The following is a 15,691-nucleotide window of genomic DNA, read 5'->3' as shown; positions in this document are numbered from 1 at the left end:
AACCGATGGCGTCCCCGCCGCCCGCACTCGACGGAACCTGCAAGCTCCTCCCGGGCCCCGCCCCCGGTAGCGACGTGTTCGCGACCGTCGCCGTCGAATACGCCGCCCTCGCGGCTGAACACGGCCCGCGAAACGTTCTGGTCCTGAAACGACATCCGACGGGCCTCGAGTCCCTGACCGACGCGCTGGCCGAGATCGACCGCGAGCCGGCTGACGGGGGACCCCGTTCGCCCCGGATCGAATCGCTGCCGGAACACGCCTCGAAAACCATCGAGGAATACGATCCCACGCTCTCCCGCCTCGAGTACGAGGAACGTATCGAACTCATCTCGCTGGTGATCGACGGCGCGAGCCGCGCGGTGCCCGACTACCTCGAGCGCGCGGCCGCCCACGAGAGCTTCTCGCGCGACGTGGGGCAACTGCTGCTCGAGGCGACCCGCCAGCGGCTCCGGCTCGACGATCTCGAGAGCGACGATCCCCACGACTGTCTCGCCTTCCTGTACGCGATGAACGACCGGTTCCACGCGGAGCTCGACGACCGGGACTACGTCGAGCGGGCCGACGTGGTCCCGCAGGCGGTCGACCTGCTCGAGGCGGACGCCGACGGCCTGCGAACCCGCGTCACCGGCTCGTTCGACGCCGTTCTCGCCGTCGAATTCGAGGAGTACCGCCGGCTCGACCGCCGGTACCTCGCGGCGCTCACGCGCGACGCCGACCTCGTCTGTCTCGGCGAGCGCCACGCCAGCGTCGAGCGAACGCGGGTCGAACCGGGCCGCGTCGCGACTATCGCGACCGAGGCCGGCCTCGAGGTCGAGCCGCTCGAGCCCGTGGCCGCCGCCGAAGACGGTACCGAGGGTTCACCTCCCTCACCCCCACATCGCGCCATCACTCGATTTCTCGCGACCGGCGAGATGCCGGATCGAACCACGCCCGACGCGGCGGCCGGGGCTGAACCCGGAGACGCCGAGCCGGCGGGCGTCGCGCGACGTGTTCGGACCGAGACGGCCCGCGAACAGGTGCAGGCGGTCGCGACCGAAATCGAATCGCTGCGCGACCGCCACGGCTGGTCTCACGACGAGTTCGCCGTCGCGGTCCCGCGGATCGAACGGGTACCGGAGACGAGACGGCGGCTCCGGGACGCCGGCGTGCCGACGGCGACGATCGGTACTCCCTCGCTGGCGGACGATCCCGCGGTGAACGAACTCTACGCGGTCGTCACGCTCCAGTGCGAACGCGAGCGAGACGGCGGCGACGAACTCGCTCGAGCCGAGTCGCCCGACCACAGGCGGGACTCGAGCGACCCGCGGGACATCTCGCTGGACCGACTCCGCGCCCGCGTCCCCGAGTTCTCGCCGGACCTGCTGGCGACGACCGCCGGGGCGAGCGTCCGCCGTTCGCTCGAGCGCTGGATCCGGGAGACGGACCTGAAGGGGCGGATCGCCCGCGAGGAGGACTGGATCGACGCCCGCGAGCAGTACGAGGGGGTCCGGCGGGTCCTCGAGATCGCCCGGTTCGTCGAGGAGACGGATCTGGTCGGGCCGGACTGGCAGGGGCTACGCCGGATGCTCCGCCGGACGATCCAGTACGACGCGCCGTACGTCCACGCGGTCGAGACGCGGCCGCCGACCGGCGGCGTCACCGTCTGTGCCGTCGACGACCTCAAGTACGACTCGCGGAAGGCGGTCTTCCTGCTGGATCTGATCGACGAGACCTACCCGGGCGAACAGTTCCTCACACAGCTGTTCCCGACGGCGTGGCTCCGGAACATGCCGGCCTATCCCGCGGTCACGGCCCCCTCGGACGCGGACATCGCGGAGACCTTCGAAACGGTCGACGCAGCCGATATCGGCGACCCCTTCGAGTCGTACCACGCCCAGCGGTCCCGCAGGCGACTCGCGCTCGGGGCTCGCGCCGCCGAACGCGCGCTCTACTGCTGTTCCTACGAGCGGGGTTCGGGAAGCCTGCAGCGAACCTACGACGAGTCGCGCTACCTGAAACTGATCGAATCGACGCCCGGCCTCGCCTTCGAGGAGATCGACGCCGCCGCGGACGCGGCGATCCACGGCGAGACGAACGCGCTCGAGGCGCTGCTGGCCCAGCCGCGGGGCGAACTCGAGCGGGTGCTCCGAGAGGCGAGCACCGGTGGCGAGGCCGATCTCGGCGAGACCGAGACGCTGTTCGAGGAGATCGCGGTCGTCCTCGAGGAGGGCGATATCGACGACGAACTCGCCGAGGCGATCCGCTCGCAGTTCGAGTTCGCCGCAGGCGAGGTGGTCCGCGATGACTGACACCGACTCGAGCGCCGCCTCGCTTTCGGTCGACGGGCTCCGCACCGCGCTTCACTGCCCCCGGCGGCACGAGTTCGCCCACGTCCACGGACTCGAGGGGAGCGACGACGACGCCGTCGACGACCGCGTCGCCCTCCTGCGGACCGCCATCTGCGACGCGCTCCGGAGCGGCGAGACCGACCGCGCGGGGCTCGAAACCGTCGCCCGCGACCGGCTCTCGGCGCTGTGGACCGACCACGACGAGCCGTTCCACTCCGTCGCCCAGCGCCGCCACGAACGGCGGGTGCTCGAGGCGACGCTTTCGGCGTACCTCGAACGCGTCGGCGTCGACCACGCCGCGGGGCTCGAGGCCCTCGACGCCGATGCGGCCCGCGGCGAACTGATCGGGCCGGAGCTACCGCTCTCGAGTACGGTCGCGCTCCCCGACGCGGCGGGCGGCTCCGACCCGCCCGCGGCCGACGCGGTGACGATCGACGCGACGGTCGATTACGTCTACGGCGACGGCTCGTCGATCGTCGGCGTCCGGTTCGTCCCGACGCTCGCACCGCTCGGCCGCCTGCGCTATCGCTCCGACTGGGAGGGCGACGTGGCCGACCTCTTCACCGACCACTTCGACGACGAGCGGGACGCGTTCGACCCGGACCCGGTGGGTTCGCTCTTCGAGACCGCCGTCGTCATCGACGGGCTCCGTACCCTCCGCGACCGGCTCGAGTTGGGCGATCGGACCTGCCGATACGTCCAGATTCCGCTGGCCGACCGGTCTGGGACGGCGGTGAACTGGGTCCGGGACACCGTCGAGACGAGCCTCGAGGTCGTCGATCTCACCGACGTCTACGTCGATCACCACACCTACGGCATGACCCACGATCACCGAAACGAGACCGTCGATAGTCGACTCGCAACCGTCGCCTCGAGCCTCATCTCCGGGCCGTTCGATCCGTCCGACCGCTGGGATCAGATCGAGGAACACGCCTGTCCTGACTGCGAATACACCGTCTGCTGTCAGGAGTACATCGGTCAGGAGGTGCGGTTCGATGGGTGAGACGCCGCGGGACGGAGCGGCCGAGGACATCGAACCGAAGGGCAATCAGGAGGCGGTCATCGACAGCCGCGCGGCCTGTACCTCCGTCGACGCGGGCGCGGGCACCGGGAAGACGACGACGATGCTCGTCCGACTCGAGCGCGCCGTCGAGCGGGGCGACGTCGATCCCGACGACGTGCTCGTGTTGACCTTCGCCAACGAGGCCGCCGCGAGCATCCGCACGGCGGTCGCCGAGCGGCTCGATCCCGACGCCGCGGCGGCGATCGACGTCTACACCTACCACTCCTTTTGCTACCGGCTGGTCCGTGAGTACGCCTACTATCTGGGCTACTCGCCCGAGTTCGACGTCGTCACCGAGCGCACGCGACGGCGGCTCATCGGCCGGTTACTCGCGACCAACGACTACGATTTCGCGGCCGCATCGACCCGCAACGACGGCTCGCCGGCCGACCTCGTCGACTCGGTCGACCGGTTCATCCAGTCGATGAGCCAAGAAGACATCACGCCCGAGGATTTACAGTCGGGGCTGCCGCCGGTTCGCACCCTCGAGCTGTGCAACGAGTTCGTCCTCTGGCTCGAGCGAACGGCCGGCGACGACCTCTCCTTCGACAACGAGGCGTTCCGGTACTTCAACCGGGACGAGCACCTCGAGACGGCCCGGGAGTCGCTGGTCGATTACGGCAAGCTCGTTTCCTACTGTCGGGAGAAGATCGCGGAGGCACCGGACACGTTCCGCGAGGACGACGTGGTTCGAGATATCGACCGGTATCTCCGGACCCTCCAGACGTGCGTGACGAACACGATCGAGACGCTCTCGCTGGACGACCGGACCACGAAACACCTGCCGCGGGCGCTGTTCGGCAACCGGATCTGGGGGCAGGCGACGAGCCGGATCGAACAGACTCCCTTCGGTCGCCTGAAACACTACGTCGAGTTCCTCCGGCTGGCCCGCCACTACGCCGACGTCTACGCGGATTACCACGACGCGCTCGAGGCCGAGCGGACGATGGACTTCGACGAGTTGGTGCGGACGGCGACGGGGCTGCTGGACGACGAGAGCGCGGAACGACGTTCCGCGGAGATGTCGAACGGGCCGACGGCCCGTGAGACGATTGCAAGCGAGATCACCGGCCAGTGGACGCAGGTCTACTGCGACGAGTTTCAGGACACCGACGAGACCCAGTTCTCGCTGGTCACCGAACTCACGGACGGCCCCGACCGGCCGGACCTGCTCGCGATCGGCGACAAGGACCAGGCGATCTACGGCTGGCGCGGCACCGACCGCGAGGGGCTCGACCGGCTGGCAGAGGCCTACGACGACCACGAGGCGATCGAACTCGAGCTCAACTTCCGCTCGAGACAGGAGATCCTGGACCTGACCAACGGCTGTGACTACGGCCCGCAGTCCTCGAAGACGCTGCGGGAGGACGGCCGGACGCGCGGGACCTACGACGAGGCGGAGCCGCCGGACCGCGTCGTCAAGGTCGAGAGCGACGCGGTGCCCCAGTCGACGCCCGAACAGGTCGCGACGACGGTCTCGCGGCTGCTCAACGGCGAGGCCGCGAACGTCCCCCGGCGCTCGCTGGGCGATCTCGCGGTCATCGTCCGGACGAATCGCCACGCACAGGCCGTCGCGGACGAACTGCGGGACCTGCAGATTCCCTACGAGATCTCCGGCTCGCCCCGCGGGGAGATCTCGCCCGGGATTCAGACGGTGCTCTCGTACCTGCGCGTCCTCGTCGAGCCGGACGCGGACGCCCACCTCCGGCGCGTGCTGCTTTACCGGTACCGGCTCCCCGAGGCCGACCTCGCGGCGCTGCAACGGCGAGATGGCTCGCTGTACGACGCGGTGACGGCGACCGATCCGGCGGCGCTCGACCTCGAGCACCCCGACGGGCTCGCGACCGCTCGGGACCACCTCGCGGAACTCGAGCGGGTCCGGGACGTCTACCCGCTCTCGGGATTCGTCCGCCGGTTCCGAGAGCTCACCCGGATCGAGTGGTTCTGTACGAGCGAGGAGCGGGGCCAGTTCGACCGCCTCGAGCGGTTCGTCGAGGCCTACGACGCCGACGGCGTCGTCCAGTCGCTCTCGACCGAGTTCATGGACGCGCTCGCCCAGACGCTTCGGAGCGGCGGGAGCGACCGGACCCGCGGGACCAGATCCGACGACTGCGTCGACGTGATGACGGTCCATCAGGCGAAGGGCCTCGAGTTCGACACCGTCCTCGTGCCCTACCTCTCGGACGAGGAGTGGTGCGTCGACGGGGATTACGTCGAGCGAGCGCGGTACCGGCTGCTGGCCGCGACGCTCGACGACGAGGTCGACTCCCCGCTGCATGCCGACCTCGCCGCGGAGCGGGTCGGCGAGGAGTGGCGGGTGCTCCACGTCGCGCTCACTCGAGCCGAGAACCACCTGTTCGTGTTCGGCTCCGACTACGAGTACGACGGCGACGAGGACGAACTCGCGGCGTCGACGGCCGATGCGTGTCTGGCGACCGACATCGAGTGGTCCGTGACCGGCCAGCGGATGGACCTCTGGTCGTCGCTGACCGAGAGCTTCGAGCGGGTGCGCGAAGTCTACCCCGAAACGGTCGTCGACCGCACGGACGAGATCGCCGCCTCGGCCGGCGAGAGCCCGGGGACCATCACCTACTACGCCGACTACGGGGACCGCCCCGTCGAGCCCCTCGAGACTCGCGAGGCGATCGAGACCGTCCACCGACTGGGTCGACAGCTTCGCGACGGGACCCTGCTATCGGCCGCCGACGCCGCGAGTCACGGCCCGCTCGAGGCGGCGTCGGCCGACGGCTCGGAGCCGGCGACTCGCGTTCCCAGCGGCCGCCGGCTCTCCGCGCTGACGACCGACACCGTCCGCTTCCCGGTCGAGACGCTCGCGACGGCGACCGAACTGCCGGTCGCGATGCGTCACAGCTACTCCGCGATGGACACCCACGAGACCTGCGCGCGGAAACACTACCTCGATCACGTCGTCCGAGCGATCGACGACCCCGATCCGCTCGAGTGGGCGGAAAGAGTCGGAACCGAGACCGCAGCGGCTGCCGACCCGTCGGCGCGGATCGTCGGCACCGTCTTCCACGACGTGGCGGAGGAGGCCTTCCACCGCGAGTACCACGGCCGCGGGGCGTGGCGCGAGGCGGCCGTGCGACAGCTCACCGCGCGCGACCTGCTCGCACACCGCGAGGGCGTCCTCGCCTGCGTCGACCGGTACTTCGAGGCGACCGCGCCCGCGTTCGATCGGCCGGTCGCCGACTGGGAGCCGCTGGCCGCGGAGTTGCCCTTCTCGCTCGAGGACGTGGCCGGCGTGACCGGCGACGTAGTCGGCTACGTGGACACGGTCCGGCGGCTGCCCGACGGCGGGCTCGCCGTCCTCGACTACAAGGCCACCGCCGAGCGGCTCTCCCCCGACGAGGCCGTCCAGTTGGCGCTCTACCTGCGGGCCTGCGAGGACCAGTTCGACGAGCCGATTTCGGCCGTCGGCTACGTCTACGTCGGCGACGTCGACGGCCCTCGCGTCGACCTCATGGAGCCCGACGACCTCCCGTCGTGGGACTCCGTCCTCGAGACACTCGAGGCGGTCGACGAGCCCTCGTTTCGGGAGACGACGCCGGGCGAGCACTGCCGGCACTGCCCGCATCGATCGCTGGGCTGCGGGCCGGCGGAATAGACGCCCGAGATCGACGCAGCTGGTGACGGCTGATCGTCGTTCGAAAACCGTCCCGTCTCTCAGGCAGTGGCGGAGAATCAATTTGCGATGGGACTCTACGCGATCACGAGCCCCAGTCGAACCGCTCCGGATCGCGCGCCGCCAGCGCCGTCCGGACCGCGGCGACGTTCTCGGCTACGTCGTGGACGCGAATCAGGTCGGCCCCGCGGTCGGCCGCCAGCGCGCTCGCCGCGACGGTCGCCTCGAGTCGCTCGCCGGATTCGCGACCGACCCGTTCGAACATGGATTTGTGGGAGTGACCGAACAGCACCGGACAGCCCAGCGCGTGGAACTCGTCGATCCGATCGAGGAGTTCGAAGTTCTCGGCCGCCGATTTGCCGAAGCCGATACCGGGGTCGACGATGATCTGACTCCGGTCGAGCCCGGCCTTCTCGGCCAGCAGGATGCGCTCGGAGAGCTGGTCGATCACGTCCGCGACGACGTCGTCGTACTCGATATCGCGGTCCGGGACGACTGGCGCGTCGATGCTGTGCATGACGACCAGCCCCGCGTCGTGGTCGGCCGCGACGAACCGCATCTCGGGGTCCTCGAGTCCCGAGACGTCGTTGATGATGTCCGCGCCGGCCTCGAGCGCGGCGTCGGCGACGGCGGCCCGCCGGGTGTCGACCGAAATCAGGGCGTCGAGGTCGGCGATCCGTTCGATCACGGGGACGACCCGATCGAGTTCCTCCGCGACCGAGACGGGATCTGCGCCCGGCCGGGTGGACTCCCCGCCGATATCGATCACGTCGACATCGGCCTCGATCATCGCCTCGGCGCGGGTTACGGCGTCCTCGAGCGCGTCGTACTCGCCGCCGTCGTGAAAGCTGTCGGGCGTGACGTTCAGAATTCCCATCACGGCCGTTCGGTCTGTCCACGGGTAGTCCGGGCCGCTCGAGCCCTCTGTCGTCCAGCCGGGTGCGTGAGCCGGACCCGTCCGGTGATCCGCCTCCGATACGTCAGTTACGGCGGCTGCGGCGTCGCTTTTTTCATCGCCGCCATCCGCACCCGTCTCCGCTTCGGCTCCGGGATCGACTCCGGCACCGGCGTCGATCTCGAGGGTCGTCCGCAACTCGCGGGTGACATCGGCCAGCCCGTGGGGCCGGGATCGGTTCTCGAGGGCCCCGACGAGCGCCTCGAACTGGGCGAGCGTGCCCATTAGAACGGCGTCGACGGCCTCGTCGTCCCGCTCGAGGCCGGAGAGGGCGCACTCGCCGCCGACCCGGAGCAGTTCCTCCTTGAGGACGGTCGCCTGCCGGTCCCGCAGCGCCGTCCTGATGACCCGGTGGACGGCGTCGCCGTCCAGCCGTTCCACGTCGCCCGCGGCGACGTTCGCCGCCTCGAGCGCGTCCCGTGCGTCCGAGCGGTCGCGGACCCGCTTCGAAACATCGGTTCGGGTCCACCTCGAGCGGGCCTCGGCGACCGCGAACAGCGAGCCGGTGACGAGCACGCAGTCGTCGCGCTCGGCGTCCGCGAGGGCGCTTGCGAGCGCGTCCGGTACTGCCGGCTCGGTTCGGACGGTGCCGGCACCGGCGTCCGCGAAGACGTCCGCGAGGACGGCCGACTCCTCGGCGCGATCGAGGGACGGTTCGGTCGCGGTGACGATATCGGGCGTCGGCAGGGCGGCGGCCATCTCGCGGTGGTCCTTGTCGTGCATCGCGCCGAAGACGAGGTGGAGGTCGTCGTAGTCGTAGGTCCCGAGCGTCTCGGCGAGTCCCTCGCAGGCTCCCGGGTTGTGCGCGCCGTCGAGGACGACCAGCGGCTCGGTGTCGAGCACCTCGAACCGGCCCGGCCAGTGGGCGCTCCGCAGGCCGCGCTCGAGGTCCGTCCCCGAGACGTCGCCGACCTGCCGGGCGAGGGGCGCGGCGATACCCGCGTTTTCAGCCTGGTATGCACCCAGCAACGGAATCCGCGTCTCGAGGTCCCAGTCGTCGGCGTCGATCGAGACGGCGGCTTCGGTGTGGTTGGTCCGCCCGCCGTAGGCGACGCGGACGTCCGGTCGCGAGCCCTCGTCGTCGCCATCGTTCTCGTCCGGCTTCGGTCCGACGGTCACCACGTCGCCGGCGACCTCGCGGATCGCCTCGAGCGGGCTCCCGGTGACGCCCGTCACGAGCGGTGCGTCGGCCGGCGCGACGTGGGCCTTGTCGCGGGCGATCTCCTCGACGGTATCGCCGAGGATGCCCGTGTGCTCCAAGGTCACGCTCGTCACCGCGCTCGCGACCGGGTCGACGACGCTCGTGGCGTCGTACTTGCCGCCGATACCGACCTCGAGGACGGCGATATCGACGTCCTCGCGGCCGAACTGCCAGATCGCCATTGCGGTCATCGTCTCGAAAAACGTCGGCGAGTCGCCGTCGGCACCGCGCTCCGTGATGTACTCGCTGGCAGCGTCGACGTACTCACAGACCGCGGCGCGGGGGATTTTCCGGCCGTCGACGCGGACGCGCTCGCGGAGGTCCTCGAGGTGTGGCGAGGTGTAGAGGCCGACGGAATAGCCGGCTTCCCGCAGGGTCCGCTCGAGCATTCGGGCCGTGCTCCCCTTCCCGTTGGAGCCGGCGATCTGGACGAAGTCGACGTCGTCGTGTGGGTTCCCGAGGTGGGCCAGCAGCCGGGCCGTCGACTCCGTGCCCGGCTTCGGGCGGAACCGCCGCAGATCGAAGAGGAAGTCCGCCGCCTCGTGATACTCCATATCCGAACCACAGAGTCCGGCCGCTTTAGGGTGTCGGACTCCGCTCTCGCGCCGTGTCTCGAGCGGTCCGCGGGACCGGTCGACGCCCGAGTTCGGCGTTGCACTCGGCGCTCGTCGGTCCGCGGCGTGTGAAAGAATACGACGGCTGCCGATCGACCCGCGTCTCACGCGCTCGTCGCCGTCAGCGACAGTTCCAGCCCGACGTGATCGGTCAGGTAGTTGGGGACCTCGCCGTCGTCGTCGGCGTAGAACTGGGACGGCGGCGCGAGTTCCCGCCAGAACACGCGGCGATCGATCGTTTCGACGCTCAGTTCCATCGCGTGATCGGCCGAGGGCTCCTCGAGGAAGGCGTAATCGATCCGCTCGCCCGCGTCGTCGTTGGGACAATACGCCGGCGGTGCATCGCTCGAATCGAAGGCGCACCCGTTGACGATCGCATCGTCGTTCGTTCCGCCCGGCCCGTTCCCGTGGTCGAGCCACACGTCGGACAGCCCGGCAGTCGATGCGAACCTCTCGAGGGCGTCGGCCGCCTCGCCGTCCGGCGCGATATTGAAATCGCCCGCGACGAGGGTCACGTTCTCCGGACTGGTCTGCTCGGCGACGAACTCGCCCAGTTCGTCGAGTTGCTGGCCTCGCAGTGCCGGGATGTCCTCGTCACCGCCGTCGGCCCACGGGAGGGGCGACCCGGTCACCAGATGTGTCGTGAACAGGTCTATCTTCCCGGGCCCGAGGTCCAGTTCGACGTAGTGTGCACCTTTCCCGACGTGTGCGTCGACGTAGGTCAGGTTGTCGTCCGGTTCCGCGTCGTACTCGAGTGTCGCCCGATCGGTCACGGAAACGCCCGAGACCAGATCCAGCAATCCCGCTCCCTTCTCGCCGCCGTCCGGTTCGGGACCCGAAACCGCCGTTCCGGTCCCGGCAGCGTCGGCGTACTCGGTCTCGACCGTCTCCTGTTCGTCGTTGAACACTTCACAGAGCCCGACGATGTCGTAGCCCTCCGCACCCAGCCGCTGGCCGAGTTCGACCGCCCGCTCCTGATACTGCGGTTTCGCCGCGACGTTGAGCGACGAGCCCAGGACACCCTCGATACCGTCGACGAGCCACGAGTTCACCCAGAGGAACCGATACGACTCGGGTTCCGCTCGGACGGAACGGACTGCGCCCGAGGCACCGAGTACGATGCTTCCGAGTCCCGCCGTGCCAGCTTTCAGCGCTGTTCGCCGTCGAACCGTGGACGGATTCGTGTCGTTGGTCATGCCTCCGACACCGATTACCGATCGAAACGCCATAGTTCTTGTTTGGAAAGAGAATATTCACTTAACGAGTAATACATAGAAATATACCCGTGACCGAAGCCGTCCGCTGTCCCCGGTCGCTCGAGCGTAGCCCCAATGATACGAACAAATTCGGGAGAAGAGCGACCCGTCCGGCACGGAGACCTGCTAGTGAGACCATCGGAGGCAATCATCCATGCCAGCGACGGATTTCGACACCGAACGAACGTACGACGAGCATCGATTCAGCGCCCAACCGGTCTTCCGGAGCGACCGGATGAAGGCCGTCCTCGGCTACTTCGAGCCGGGGCAGTTCATCCCGGTCCACGCACCCGGCAGCGACGTGACGATCTGTGTCCGCTCCGGCACCGGCGTCGTCCGCGAGGGGGAAACCGAGCACATCGTCGGTCCCGACGACGTGATCGCCGTCGAAGCCGACGTCGACCGCGGCGTTCGAGCCGACGAGGACGGCCGACTCGAGGCTCTGCTCGTCACGAGTCCGCCCCCGACGGACGCCGAGCACGAACCCGTCCGCGAGGGCCTCGAGCGCGGGGTCTTCGATCCCTGATCCGGTCGCCCGAACCGAGAATATCCGGAATCAGCCGACGGAGATACCGTCCGAGCAGGCCGAACTCCCGTCACTGACTCGAGAAACGGCTCCGCGTGCTCGTACTCGAGCGAGATTGCGAGGACCGAGGAGCGAATTCAAACGTCGCGAGGCTTCGTCGGGGGACGGACGAACAGCCCGTCGAGCAGCGCGATAGCGGCGATGGCGACGCCCCAGAGAAGGGTCGTTTCGACGGGGAGACCGAGGAGGCGACCAGCGAGGACGGCGGCCGCGAAGCCCGACGGAATCAGGCCGAGCAGGAGATCGTATCGGTCGATCGTCGCGACGTAATCGGTGAGTCGGGACTCGAGATCGATGCCGGTGATACAGACCGATAGCGCATACCTCCGTCTTCAGGCGCGGGAGGAGGTCAAGTCTCTCTGCACCATGCCTTCTCACCACCGGACGGTAGTACGGGAGCCGGATACTAAAATCATATGGGGTATCTAACGCTACAGCAGGCAGCTACGGCTCGCTTCGGGATTCTCTGCTCGTCTCGTCGATCGGGATCTTCCCACGGCCGGGTCCGACTCGAGGCGCCGTCGCCCGAATTGCGCTCGCCTCACTCGAACGTCTGCTCGGCCGCGACACCCTCCTGTCCGTGCTCGCGGGTGATCTCGAGGAAGGCGTCCTCCAAGCTGCGGGCGTCGCCGGTCTCGGCACGCGACTTGAGCGTCTCGGGGTCGCCCTCCGCGACGAGTTCGCCGTCGTGGAGCACGCCGATCTCGTCGGCCAGTTCGTCGACGACCGGGAGGATGTGCGTCGAGAGGAAGATGGTCATCTCCCGATCGGCGAGTTCGGCGATGGTGTCCCGCATCGTCCGCGCGGCGCGGGGATCGAGCCCGCTCGTGGGCTCGTCGAGGAAGGCCACGGCCGGTTCGTGGAGGACCGCCTGAATGACGCCGACCTTCTGGCGCATCCCCTTCGAGTAGTCCTCGATACGCTTGTTCGCGTCCGCGAGCAGGTCGAACCGCCTAAGCAGCGACTCGATGCGCTCGTCGGCGTCGGCCTCGGGCATGTCCCGCAGGCCGGCGGCGTACTCGAGTTGTTCGCGGCCGGAGAGTTCGTCGTAGACCGGCGGCTCCTCGGGAAGGTAGCCAATGTGAGGGGTGACCGACTCGCGGTCCGCGATTGAGTGGCCGGCGACGCGGGCGGTCCCGTCGGTCGGCTTCGTCAGCGTCGTCAGCATCCGCATCGTGGTCGTCTTCCCCGCGCCGTTCGGGCCGAGGAATCCGTAGACCGTGCCGCGCTCGACGTCCATCGTGAGATTCGAGACGGCGGTCGTCTCGCCGTACCGTTTGGTCAGTCCGTCGGTTTCGATGGCGAGGCCGTCGACAGGGCTCATAGGATTCCTTTCACCGCGACATAATTAAATGTGTGTCATATGCTGCAGTGATGGTGTCGCCGTCCGACCCTCGACCATCGCTCGAGACCGAGCCCGAAAACCAGTGACTCGAGTGTCAGAGACCGCCATCGACTGCCGAACCTGACGGGTCGATCGGTGCGCACGGAATGACAGAAATCCAAATAGTTTACTGAGCGCGTCACGGAGTTTCGAGTATGAGTCACGACCGCTCGTCCCACGTCCGTCCGAACCGAGGTGGCGGCTGATGGCACACGTACCGATATCGATCACCGTCGCCGAAACGGAAGTCCGGCGCACGGTTCGTGCGGTAGCCGGCGACCGAACCAAACTGCTCATGATGGCCGTGGTCGCGCTGTTCATGCTCGGGCCGGTTACGGCCATCGGCCTGGTCCTGCTCCCGGAACTCGGGGAACAGGCCGCCGCCGGAACGCTGTCGACGGAGGTCGAGACGACGGTCACGGAGATCGTGAGCGGCGGCGTCGCGGTTCTGTGGCTGTTCTTGCTCCTCATGTCGGTCATGCGGGCGGTGACCGCGGTCGCCGATATCGACAAAACGGCCTTCCTCCTGCTGTCGACGCCGGTTCGAAACACGGTCGTCGGCGTCGTGGCTGCGGAGATCGCGCTCTTTGCGGCGTGGCTGGTGCCGCCCGCGGTGATCTTCGGGGCCGCGTTCGCGTCCGGTGCGGGAACGATACTCCCGGTGATCGCCGCGCCGCTGCTGGTCGGACTCGTCCTACTCACCGTCGTTCCCGTCGGGTTCGTTATCGGCGTCTTGGTCCGGCATCTGATCACCGTCTACGAGCCGGTTGCCCGGTATCGGACGCTGCTGTTCGCCGCGTTCTGGATCGTCTACTTCGGCGCAGTCGCGACCGGCGGCTTCAACACGGTCATGGGAACGCTGTTCACGCGGTTGCAGGCGAGCCCGCTCGGCTGGCCCGGACACGTCCTCCTGCTCGGCATCCCGGGCGTCGATCCGTCGATGCCCCTGATCGGCGGCGCGATCGTCGGCTCGGCGCTCGTCGCCGGCGTCGCGGTCGCGATCGGCGTCCCCACCGCACGGCGACACTGGTTCGCGGATCCGGCCCGTACCGGCGACGAGGAAGTCTCCGAGGAAACGTCGTCCGACCGGCTCAATGGTTTCCTCTCCGGAACGCTCTCCCGGCCGGTTCGGACGGTCGCAGTGACGGCGATCCGCCGAACGAAGCGGTCCCCGATTCGACTGGCGTACGTCGGCTACCCGCTGCTCGGGACGCTCGGCTTCATCCAGCAGATCATCGAGGCCGGGACGGTGCCGTCGTTCATGGCCGTCCTGTTCTCCCTCTACGTCGTCTGGGCGGCCGGTGTCCTGTTCACGCTCAACCCGCTCGGCGACCTCGGGACGGGCCTGCCGGCCGTCGTCACATCGACGCTCACCGGTCGCCAAGCGATTCGAGGCCGGATCGTCGCCGCCGCGCTCGTCAGCGTCCCGTTCGCACTGCTCGTCCCTGCCGTCCTGGGGATCGTCAGCCCGCTCTCGCTCGAGCGGACTGCGGCCTTGGTCGCCGGGACCGCCGTCGGCGCGGTCGTCACGCCGGCGCTGGCGTCCGGGATTGGGTCGGCGTTCCCCCGCTTTGGCAGCGTCAACGTGACCAACAACCGCGAGGCCGTGATGCCGAGCAAGACCGCCTTCGTCGTCTACACGCTCGCGATCGTCCTCCCCACGGTCGCCGCGCTCGTGCTCTATCTCGAGGCCCCCGAGGCGATCGCCGGGCTGATCGCGTCGGTCGCCGCGTGGTCGCCGGCTCCCGACCTCTCGATCTCCGCACACGGGATCACCGTCGGGGCGTGGATCGTACTGATCGGCGGCCTGATCGCGCCGCTCGTCTCCTACCGGTACGCGGTTGAGCGCTTCGACTGGTACGCACTCGAGTAGGCGGCCGGCAGCGCGATCTCCCGACTCGAGACGACTGCTCCCGTTTCGATCCGGAGCCGCGGGCCCGCCGTTTAGCGACCCCGAAACTTATTCGATCGGCGGCGAAATCACCCGCTCGATGCCACAGCTCTGGCGGTTGACCCGAAACCGGTACGGCCGGGCCGTCTACGATGCGCTCGCGCGAATCGGTATCACGGCGACGGTGATGTACGAGTACGTCGCGACGCTCGAGGACGCCGCCGTCGACGGGAGCGAGGACAGTTCGTACGAGGTCGCCGTCTGCGAACCGGAGCGGGTGACGGGGCTCGACGCGCCCGTGGCGGAACTCCGTCCCGACGAGATGGTCGTCGCGGCGCTCGAGAACGAGACACCGCGGGGCTACCTCTTTTGCTCCGTCGACGCGACCCACGAGATCCATCCCTTAGAACGGACGCTCGCGTTCGAGGGAGCCTACATCAGGCGCGTCTTCGTCGATCCGGACCACCGAAACCGCGGCATCGCGACCGCGATGCTCGCCGAGGCCTGTCGACAGGCCCACGAGCGGGGTGCCCGACAGGCGACCGCGCTCGTCGCCCTCGATAATGCGCCCTCGCGCGCCTTGTTCGAGCGCCACGGCTTCGTCCCCCGCCGGACCCGACGTTACGTTCGAATCGGCCCGTTCACCCACCGGACGACGCGAGCGGCGTGACCTCCCTACCGTTCTCGAGCGGAACGTAGCCCTACAAACCTATATAGAATTCTCCTAAGTAAATAATTCCCAGAGCAGATTTATACCGATCGCGGTGGTGT

10 protein-coding genes are annotated in these 15,691 nt (G+C 68.6%); 7 read left to right on the top strand and 3 right to left on the bottom strand.

The genetic code is table 11. The features are described from left to right. The first annotated feature begins 5 nt into the window (after positions 1 to 5). The 3 genes from FEJ81_RS03490 to FEJ81_RS03480 are packed head-to-tail and all read left to right on the top strand — an operon-like array spanning position 6 to position 7,015. Positions 6 to 2,288 carry a hypothetical protein gene (locus FEJ81_RS03490; RefSeq protein ID WP_138243969.1) on the top strand — a complete coding sequence of 761 codons (2,283 nt, stop codon included), beginning with the start codon at positions 6 to 8 and terminating at the stop codon, positions 2,286 to 2,288. Continuing rightward, complete coding sequence (locus tag FEJ81_RS03485) at positions 2,281 to 3,330, top strand: PD-(D/E)XK nuclease family protein (RefSeq protein WP_138243968.1); 1,050 nt, start codon at positions 2,281 to 2,283, stop codon at positions 3,328 to 3,330. The genes FEJ81_RS03490 and FEJ81_RS03485 overlap by 8 nt, the downstream gene beginning before the upstream one ends. Beyond that, positions 3,323 to 7,015: a UvrD-helicase domain-containing protein gene (locus tag FEJ81_RS03480; RefSeq protein WP_138243967.1), complete on the top strand. Its 3,693-nt coding sequence runs from the start codon at positions 3,323 to 3,325 to the stop codon at positions 7,013 to 7,015. The genes FEJ81_RS03485 and FEJ81_RS03480 overlap by 8 nt, the downstream gene beginning before the upstream one ends. Positions 7,016 to 7,118: 103 nt before the next feature. On the opposite strand, the gene folP is transcribed toward FEJ81_RS03480, so the two are convergent. Both folP and FEJ81_RS03470 read right to left on the bottom strand, forming a co-directional pair. Beyond that, positions 7,119 to 9,743 (bottom strand): dihydropteroate synthase, encoded by a 2,625-nt coding sequence (gene folP, locus FEJ81_RS03475; protein ID WP_138243966.1) that lies wholly within the window; start codon positions 9,741 to 9,743, stop codon positions 7,119 to 7,121. 164 nt (positions 9,744 to 9,907) lie between these two features. Then, positions 9,908 to 10,999, bottom strand: coding sequence for an endonuclease/exonuclease/phosphatase family protein (locus FEJ81_RS03470; protein ID WP_138243965.1), 1,092 nt, complete (start codon positions 10,997 to 10,999; stop codon positions 9,908 to 9,910). Between the two features lie 214 nt (positions 11,000 to 11,213). On the opposite strand from FEJ81_RS03470, the gene FEJ81_RS03465 reads away from it, so the two are divergent. Then, positions 11,214 to 11,585 carry a cupin domain-containing protein gene (locus FEJ81_RS03465; protein ID WP_138243964.1) on the top strand — a complete coding sequence of 124 codons (372 nt, stop codon included), beginning with the start codon at positions 11,214 to 11,216 and terminating at the stop codon, positions 11,583 to 11,585. Positions 11,586 to 11,680: 95 nt separating this feature from the next. Next, positions 11,681 to 11,962, top strand: a complete 282-nt coding sequence (locus tag FEJ81_RS24365; RefSeq protein WP_175416346.1) for a hypothetical protein — start codon at positions 11,681 to 11,683, stop codon at positions 11,960 to 11,962. 224 nt (positions 11,963 to 12,186) lie between these two features. Here FEJ81_RS24365 and FEJ81_RS03455 read toward each other — a convergent pair whose 3' ends face one another. Continuing rightward, positions 12,187 to 12,969, bottom strand: a complete 783-nt coding sequence (locus FEJ81_RS03455; RefSeq protein ID WP_138243963.1) for an ABC transporter ATP-binding protein — start codon at positions 12,967 to 12,969, stop codon at positions 12,187 to 12,189. Between the two features lie 265 nt (positions 12,970 to 13,234). Here FEJ81_RS03455 and FEJ81_RS03450 point away from each other — a divergent pair, with 265 nt between their 5' ends. Together FEJ81_RS03450 and FEJ81_RS03445 are read left to right on the top strand one after the other, a co-directional pair. Further along, a complete protein-coding gene (locus FEJ81_RS03450) occupies positions 13,235 to 14,902 on the top strand; it encodes a hypothetical protein (protein ID WP_138243962.1) in 1,668 nt (555 codons plus the stop codon). A gap of 118 nt (positions 14,903 to 15,020) precedes the next feature. Further along, the gene (locus FEJ81_RS03445; protein ID WP_138243961.1) at positions 15,021 to 15,590 is read left to right on the top strand and encodes a GNAT family N-acetyltransferase; all 570 of its coding nucleotides are present in this window, start codon (positions 15,021 to 15,023) and stop codon (positions 15,588 to 15,590) included. Positions 15,591 to 15,691 lie beyond the last annotated feature (101 nt).

This window comes from Natrinema versiforme, from assembly GCF_005576615.1.
GTDB classification, from domain to species: domain Archaea; phylum Halobacteriota; class Halobacteria; order Halobacteriales; family Natrialbaceae; genus Natrinema; species Natrinema versiforme_A.
The sequence above is the reverse complement of the archived record's forward strand: the minus strand, read 5'-3'. Positions and strand labels throughout refer to the sequence as shown.

Excerpts from the sequence above, each read along its gene's own strand:
- FEJ81_RS03455 (WP_138243963.1), bottom strand. The coding sequence starts at position 12,969 with ATGAGCCCTGTCGACGGCCTCGCCATCGAAACCGACGGACTGACCAAA.
- FEJ81_RS03485 (WP_138243968.1), top strand. The coding sequence starts at position 2,281 with ATGACTGACACCGACTCGAGCGCCGCCTCGCTTTCGGTCGACGGGCTC.
- FEJ81_RS03450 (WP_138243962.1), top strand. The coding sequence starts at position 13,235 with ATGGCACACGTACCGATATCGATCACCGTCGCCGAAACGGAAGTCCGG.
- FEJ81_RS03465 (WP_138243964.1), top strand. The coding sequence starts at position 11,214 with ATGCCAGCGACGGATTTCGACACCGAACGAACGTACGACGAGCATCGA.
- folP (WP_138243966.1), bottom strand. The coding sequence starts at position 9,743 with ATGGAGTATCACGAGGCGGCGGACTTCCTCTTCGATCTGCGGCGGTTC.
- FEJ81_RS03470 (WP_138243965.1), bottom strand. The coding sequence starts at position 10,999 with ATGACCAACGACACGAATCCGTCCACGGTTCGACGGCGAACAGCGCTG.
- FEJ81_RS03490 (WP_138243969.1), top strand. The coding sequence starts at position 6 with ATGGCGTCCCCGCCGCCCGCACTCGACGGAACCTGCAAGCTCCTCCCG.
- FEJ81_RS03480 (WP_138243967.1), top strand. The coding sequence starts at position 3,323 with ATGGGTGAGACGCCGCGGGACGGAGCGGCCGAGGACATCGAACCGAAG.
- FEJ81_RS03445 (WP_138243961.1), top strand. The coding sequence starts at position 15,021 with ATGCCACAGCTCTGGCGGTTGACCCGAAACCGGTACGGCCGGGCCGTC.